The 1,367-nt window shown below is 66.3% G+C and carries 2 protein-coding genes; one reads left to right on the top strand and one right to left on the bottom strand.

Features of this window, described 5'->3' with window-relative positions:
- Positions 1-182: 182 nt before the first annotated feature.
- Positions 183-401: a hypothetical protein gene (locus ABTU92_RS28950; protein WP_408095019.1), complete on the bottom strand. Its 219-nt coding sequence runs from the start codon at positions 399-401 to the stop codon at positions 183-185.
- 723 nt (positions 402-1,124) lie between these two features.
- Here ABTU92_RS28950 and ABTU92_RS28955 point away from each other — a divergent pair.
- Positions 1,125-1,367 (top strand): hypothetical protein (locus ABTU92_RS28955; RefSeq protein ID WP_408095020.1); only part of this gene is annotated, 243 nt, incomplete at its 3' end.

A 1,367-nucleotide genomic window follows, 5' to 3' on the forward strand; every position in this document is an offset into this window, starting at 1 on the left:
GCTTGCGCGAGGCGACCAGGGCGCCGGTGACGGCGAAGACGACGACTCCGAGCCAATCGAGCACGATCGTCACGGTGTCGAGCATCGCGGCTTCCGGATGCCGCGCCGGCGCGGCCGCACCATGGAGGCACGACGGACTCGCACGCGCAACCCGCGGCGCGGCGTCTGCGAATCCCGACGACTCAGTTCGGCCGCTTGTCGTTGCTGTTCGGCGTGTAGGGTGCCGCCTGAGTGTGACCGCAGGCCGTGCACTCGTAGGTCCGCATCTCGCGGCTGATCGGTCCGGCGATGCTGAAGTTCCGCGACACGACCTGACACCGGCGGCCGCAGTCTTCGCAACACGGCCGATCGAGAACCACGTCCCGATAGAGAATCAGCGTCGCGACGGTCTCGATATCCAACGACTGTCTCGGCAATACGACCCGCGGAATAAATCTCTGGCGTCGAGTTCCAAGTCTGTCTTCATGGCCACTCATATGAGTGGGCCTCCGTCTTCAAGAACAATGACAAAGAGGTACCACGATGTGAGAAAGCTAGAATCCGTACATTCCCGCTCGCTGATGAAGCTAATACCTGACCCGCGCAGAACGCGGCGTTCATAGGCTATTAAGTCTCGACGAAGTCCCGATTCCGGCATGCCGGCTCCGCGCCGGCCGTCCCAGGTGATCCATCGGGACTAACGACCCGTTCTTCGGGACTGGTCCTTCCAGCAGTTCGGCATGACCGGAGCCGAGACCCGTCCCCTCCGTCTGATCACGACCGAGACCAAGCCTTACGCGCCTATTCGCCGGCGCGGCCGTGCGTGGCGCGAGGCCGGGCGTCGACCCGACACCCGCCGAGAGCCATCCTCTCGGCGATCGCCGCGGCGGCCACGGGTGACCGGGCATGCGTCGCCACGGCAATCGCAGCTTGCATTTTTGTCTCGATGCAACATCATGCCGTCGGCCGTTCCCGCTGTGGTCCGGCCCGGCCGCGACGAAGGGCGAGACCCGGGGCACGGCCAATGGCGTCACGCCCGACGGCGTCGAGCCCTGTGGCGCCCCGCGTGGCGTCGTCGTCGCGTGGTCGCATGAGGTCGCGTGGTCACACGAGCCTGTGGACAGGCACCGGCAGCGGGAGAGCGCATGAGCGATTTCGACGTCCGACGGACCGCCGACGGCTTCACCTGCAAGCTATGGCGAGGCCAACGCACGACCAAGCTCGGCTTCGACGTCGCCGATCCCGAGCCCGACCTCGTCGGCTTCCCGATCGAGCTGAAATCGCCGGGATCGTCGGACTTCGTCCAGCTGCGGAACCGGATCGCCTACGCGTATTCTGGCGGCGCCGCCGGGGCGGTCCTCAAGGCGCTTGCCGGCTCGACCCACGGC

The sequence above is a fragment of the Rhodoplanes sp. SY1 genome (assembly GCF_046000175.1).
Classification (GTDB): Bacteria; Pseudomonadota; Alphaproteobacteria; order Rhizobiales; family Xanthobacteraceae; genus Rhodoplanes.